This window comes from Microvirga sp. P5_D2, from assembly GCF_054049475.1.
In genome coordinates this window covers 1-5,346 of record NZ_JBFUMH010000247.1, presented here as the reverse complement: position 1 = coordinate 5,346, position 5,346 = coordinate 1, and the positions used below count along the sequence as shown (strand labels likewise).

Sequence of the window (5,346 nt, the reverse complement as noted above, 5' to 3'; positions counted from 1 at the left end):
GCCTTGAACTTGGAGCCGTCGATGGCCACGCTGGCGGTGTTCAGCAGGCCGATCTGGCGACAGAGAATGACGAACTGGGCGCAGACCTGACGGATGGCGCGGCCATTGTCTTTGCGGAAATTGGCGATCGTCTTGTGATCGGGCATGAGGCGGCCCGTCAGCCACATCAGCTCAACATTGCGGCCTGCCTCACGCTCCAAACGTCGGCTGGACTGCACCCGGTTGAGATAGCCGTAGATGTAGAGCTTGAGCAGGATGGCGGGATGATACGACGGGCGTCCGGTTGCTTCGGGCACAATGCCTTCAAAGCCGAGGCCTCTCAGATCGAGCGCGTCGACAAAGACGTCAATGACGCGCACCGGGTTATCGTCGCTGACCCAGTCCTCCAGGCTTTCGGGAAACAGGGTGGTCTGGCCGCGATCCACGCCTTCAACAAAGCGTCTCATCGGATCCCCCAAACAAGGCTGGGCTATCCTACCACTGCTTGCCTTGTCCCGCCGCCAGCGTTTTTACACAACCAGGGTCAGCTAGAGACTCTGAAATGAATCCTTCAAGCCCCAGCTTTGGCCTCAGGGATGGCGAGAACTTTGGCCTTCGACGGGGTCGGCTCGTGAAGTGCGCGCCGCTCCTTGGCGTAGCGGACGAGCGCCCCGAAGCGGTAGATGCCGTGAACGAACTTGCTGTAGGGCATGGTGATGAAGAAGCCGAACACGAAGCCCATGTGCAGCGCGAGCATCGTGCCCATGGCAGGCGTTGCACGCAGCACCAGGAGCATGAGACCGGTCAAGCTGACCAGGAACAGCATCATGATGAAAGCCACCTCCATGCCGCGCCTGCTGTCATCCCGAAGAACCGGATCGCGCTTGACCTTCGCCCACATCAGGCCTGCCGGCCCAATCACGAGTCCAATGCCGCCAATCGTTCCGAGCACGACGGGAAGGTCGTACCAGGGATATGGAGCCTCTATGCCGAGGAAATAGTGATAAAGGGTCGCCGTGCTGGTCGCCGCCAGGCAGAGGAAGAACCCATAAAAGGTCAGGTGGTGGAAGAGACGGCGGCGGTCGTTCGGCCGCTCGTCCTCGTTGAAGCAGCCGGGACCGCCGCCATCGAGATAACGGAGCGCCATGGTGTCCTTCATGGCCTGCCAGACCGAGACACCGTTGGTCAGGGTCTCCGTCGTCTCGCCAATGTCGCGCCAGAACATGCGGAAGCCCATGATGATGGCTGCAATGGCATAGAAGAACGCGGCGCCGAACACCCCGGCCATCGCGTTGTGCGACATGATCCGGTAGAACGCGCCCGGTCCCGTCTGCACCCCGAACATCACGGCGGGGTCGTTGATGGCCATCAGAGTGAAGAAGAAGACACCGACGCTGAGCGCCATGATGAGACTGACTGCCAGACCATTACGCTCGAACAAAGGCGCGAGCGCCCGCGGCCAGACGTAGAACTTGTAGGAGTCGTTGCGGACCTTCGCCAGAGTCTGCGGAACGTTGACGTTGAACTCATGCGGGGGCGAGAACTGGCAATCGGTGTAGCAGGCGCCGCAGCTATGGCAGAGATTGGCAAGATAATTCAGATCGCCGTCGGTGAAGGCGCGGCGCATTTCCATCGCTGGGAAGACGGCGCACAATCCCTCGCAATAGCGGCAGGAGTTGCAGACCGTCATCAGACGGTCGGCTTCTTTGAGTGCTTCAGTTGCGTGCATTTTTCGCAGCCTCTCGTCCGGCGACGCGTCCGAAGACGCTGCCGATAGTCATTCCGATGCCGGCGGCATAGCCTTTGCCGAGCACATTGCCAGCCATGATCTCGCCGGCGGCAAACATGTTGGCCGCAGGCGTACCATCCGCCATCAGCATCCGGGCCTCTTTGTTCACGCGCGTGCCCAGATAGGTGAACGTGAGACCTGGCCGGACCGGATAGGCATAGAACGGCGCCGTCTCGATCCGTCTGGCCCAATGGGTCTTCGGCGGATCCAGGCCTTCTGTCTTGCAGTCATCCAGGATCGTGTGGTCGAACGTGCCAGGACGCACAGCCTGATTAAAAGTCTTGACGGTGGTCTCAAGAGCTTGGGGGTCGAGCCCAAGCTTGCTGGCAAGCTCTGGAATGCTGTGCGCCTTCACCGGCGGATAGAGTGATGGCATGAACATTTCGAGGCAAGGCCCGTCGAAGATGGTGTAGGCGATCTGGTCGGGCTGGGTGGCGACGAGGCGGCCCCAGATGGCGTAGCGCTTGGGCCAGATGTCCTCGCCCTCGTCGTAGAAGCGTTCCGCGTTCTTGTTGACCACAATGCCGAAGACGACGCAGTCGAGCCGGGTGATGATGCCGCCGTCGAACCGCGGCGCACGCGCGTCAATGGCAACGAAGTGTCCCTGCGTCGGATCGCCGATCTGCTGCACACCTTTGTCGAGCAGCATCTTGAGCACCGATCCCCGGTTATAGGGCGTCCCGCGAACAAGAATGTTGTCGGCCACGTCGCCCCAGTACTGCTTCAGCCATTCGATGTTGGCCTCGAAACCTCCCGCAGCAGCAACCAGGGCAGTCGCATGCACTTTGTGCTGTTGCCTGCCGTAGGCGACTGTGGCCGACAGAAATTTGCCGTACTGAATATCGAGGTCAACGACCTCTGCGTCGTAGAGCACGTCTATGCCGAGGCGCTCTGCGGTGAGATAGAGGGCGTTCAGCATCGCCCTTCCCCCGCCGAGGAAGAACGAGTTCGTGCGGCCCAGGCTGAGCGTGCCGCCGAGGGACGGCTGCCAGCGAACGCCTTGCTCGACGATCCAGGGAAGGATCTCCTTGGACTCGCGGATCATGAACCGGGCAAGTTCCTCGTCCGTCTGCCCGCCCGTGACCCGCAGAAGATCCTCCCAGAACTCGTCCTCGGTGTAGGGGCCGGTCAGGATTTCGGTCGCCTTATCATGCGCGCAGCGCATGTTGCGCGTGTGACGCGTGTTGCCGCCACGGTAGAACTTAGGAGCAGCTTCGAGCACAAGCACCGAAGCCCCCGAACGGCGGGCACTAATGGCCGCGCAGAGAGCCGCGTTGCCGCCGCCGATGACCAGGACGTCATACTTGCGTGTCAGCTCAACCGGAACAGTCCTGGCCTGTACTTTTGGACGCGAGGCCTCGTTCACCGGCTCCGCTGGACGGACTCTCGAGACCGCAGTTCCCACTCTCATTTCTCCACCCCCTTGCACACCTCTCGGAACTCCATCTGATGCAGAGCAGCATCGGCCGAGCAGCCAAGTCGTCATCTTTGAGGATGCCTATCCGATTGCCCCGCCGAAGGTGCCAATGGCGGGGCTTGCGCCCATTCAGGTTGCCCCGCTCCAGAGCTTGAACTTTGAACACCTTTGTATACAAACATATCCAATCGTACGCTCTAGTCAATTGCCATGTTCGATGCTTCATAGAATCGAGCAGCGTCCTCAGGAGCTCGGATGGCAGATCAACCCTCCCACGAACTGGAACTGGTTGGCCGGGATTCCGGCACGCCGCTGGGCGAGGCAGTCTTCCGGTCGCTCTGTCAGGCTTTCCGTGTGGGGATCTACCGCCCAGGCGACCGGTTGCGCGAGGAGGACGTGGCCCAACGCCTCCAGGTCAGCCGCACTCCGGTCCGAGAGGCGCTGGGCCGCCTTCTGGCAAAAGGATTAGTGGAGCCGGCTAGTGGGCGAGGACTGGTCGTGCGCAGTCTCGGGACTGCCGAGGTCCTCGAACTCTACGCCATGCGTGAGATCCTGGAAGGCGCCGCGGCCCGCCTCGCGGCCCAGCACGCCTCGCCCTCGGAGATTGATGCCCTCGTTGACCTGGAAAGTGCTTTCGAGGCTCGGTCGAACGACCCTGCCGAGATGGCCCGCCTCAACCGGGCCTTCCACGAGATGATCTTCCGCTCGGCCAGGAACCGTTACCTCGACAGCGCCTTGCAGGAGCTTCAGGACGGGATCGCACTCCTGGGCGCGACCACGTTCAGCATCGGGGGCAGGCCTTCGACGGCGGCCGAGGAACACCAGGCCCTTATCGGTGCCATTGCGGCACATGATGCCGACCGGGCCGAGAACGTGGCAAGGGCGCACATCAGGGAAGCCTTGAGGTCGCGCCTGAAGCTCTTGCAGGACCGTTAGTCGGGCTTGGGTAGCCTGAGACTGCCCGCAACAACTTCCGGGAATGTCAGATCAGGGTCAAAGTAGGAATCTCCCCTACCCTTCAGGAACGGCTGCTTCGCCGTCGATAACGGACGTCTGAGCTTCTTCCGTAGTGTACCGAAAGATGGCGGCCTGGACCGAAGGCTTGCCGAATTCCGCTGAGAAGAGTTTTGACAAGAAGTCCCTTGCGCTGCAGGTCAGGGCACGACCATAGTAAACGAACTCTTTTAGAGGTTGCTACCTATGTCTGAGACCAGCAACTCAGCTCGGAGGCCTACCTTATCCACCTTTCCAACTGACAGTAGTGGCAGTTCGTGGCGAAGCTCAAATCTTTTTGGGATCTTGTAGTCGGCAAGTTGGGCAGAGCAGCACTCCTTGAGACCAGACGGGTTCACTTCAGCGCTCTGTTTTAATTCGACAACCGCGATAACGACCTCGCCGAAGATCGGATCAGGCATTCCTATCACTGCAGCGAGTGCGACAGCTGGGTGGGTCTCTAAAACAATTTCGATTTCGCGCGGATAGACATTATACCTGCCTGACTTGAACATATCGAACAAACGTCCCACAAAGCACAGGTCCCCGTCTGGCAGAAGCTCCGCGACGTCGCCGGTCCTGAGCCAGCCATTGTCCGTGAAAGCTTTCGTGCTCAGGTCAGGCTGGTTGAGATAACCCAGCATGCAATATTTGGGGCGGACTTGTATCTCCCCACGCTTTCCGACTTCACTTACAAGTCCATCGTCGCCGATGAGCCGAGCTTCCCCTTCCGGAACAGGGCGGCCGATCGTAACTGCAAGCGTCTCCAAGTCCGTATCTGGCCTAGCATATGTCACGGAACCACAGGTTTCAGACATGCCGTACGACGTTCCAATGCGCCCGCTCATTTCCTTCAGAGCACGTAAGATGCCGATCGGCATGGGAGCACCAGAGTAAATTTGCCACTCAATGGAGTGTAAGAGGCTGGTGAGCAATTTTATTGCTCGGGGCAAGCCGTTGATTCAGAATAGGTTCTACGCTGGGCCGCTGAAGCGGATGCGGGCTGTTTGATGATCCAGGAGCCCCACCATGGATGTCTGTTCCTACGCCAGCGATCTTACTGATGCCGAATGGGCGTTGCTCGCGCCCCTTGTCCCCCGCAGCCATCCAGCCGGGCGGCGGCAGACCTACCCGTTGCGGCGCATCGTCGATGCGATCTTCTACCTGC

General features: G+C 60.2%; 6 protein-coding genes. 2 read left to right on the top strand and 4 right to left on the bottom strand.

Annotated features, from left to right (window positions below; genetic code table 11):
- From ACXJKO_RS29510 to tcuA, 3 genes are all read right to left on the bottom strand, one after another.
- The coding region (locus ACXJKO_RS29510; RefSeq protein WP_457094585.1) for a transposase at nucleotides 1–446 on the bottom strand (446 nt) is incomplete at its 3' end.
- 104 nt (nucleotides 447–550) lie between these two features.
- Nucleotides 551–1,708, bottom strand: a complete 1,158-nt coding sequence (tcuB, locus tag ACXJKO_RS29505; RefSeq protein ID WP_457094584.1) for a tricarballylate utilization 4Fe-4S protein TcuB — start codon at nucleotides 1,706–1,708, stop codon at nucleotides 551–553.
- Nucleotides 1,695–3,083, bottom strand: coding sequence for an FAD-dependent tricarballylate dehydrogenase TcuA (tcuA, locus tag ACXJKO_RS29500; protein WP_457094586.1), 1,389 nt, complete (start codon nucleotides 3,081–3,083; stop codon nucleotides 1,695–1,697). The genes tcuB and tcuA overlap by 14 nt, the downstream gene beginning before the upstream one ends.
- A 357-nt stretch (nucleotides 3,084–3,440) precedes the next feature.
- Between tcuA and ACXJKO_RS29495 the strand changes: the two genes are divergently transcribed.
- Complete coding sequence (locus ACXJKO_RS29495; protein WP_457094583.1) at nucleotides 3,441–4,121, top strand: GntR family transcriptional regulator; 681 nt, start codon at nucleotides 3,441–3,443, stop codon at nucleotides 4,119–4,121.
- A 248-nt stretch (nucleotides 4,122–4,369) separates the two neighbouring features.
- Here the strand turns inward: ACXJKO_RS29495 and ACXJKO_RS29490 are convergent, their stop codons facing one another.
- Nucleotides 4,370–5,113 (bottom strand): class I adenylate-forming enzyme family protein, encoded by a 744-nt coding sequence (locus tag ACXJKO_RS29490; RefSeq protein ID WP_457094582.1) that lies wholly within the window; start codon nucleotides 5,111–5,113, stop codon nucleotides 4,370–4,372.
- Nucleotides 5,114–5,207: 94 nt separating this feature from the next.
- Here ACXJKO_RS29490 and ACXJKO_RS29485 point away from each other — a divergent pair.
- The coding region (locus ACXJKO_RS29485; protein WP_457093552.1) for a transposase at nucleotides 5,208–5,346 on the top strand (139 nt) is incomplete at its 3' end.

Bases quoted from the DNA above. Each gene is read 5' to 3' on its own strand.
- tcuB (WP_457094584.1), bottom strand. From the start codon at position 1,708: ATGCACGCAACTGAAGCACTCAAAGAAGCCGACCGTCTGATGACGGTC.
- ACXJKO_RS29495 (WP_457094583.1), top strand. From the start codon at position 3,441: ATGGCAGATCAACCCTCCCACGAACTGGAACTGGTTGGCCGGGATTCC.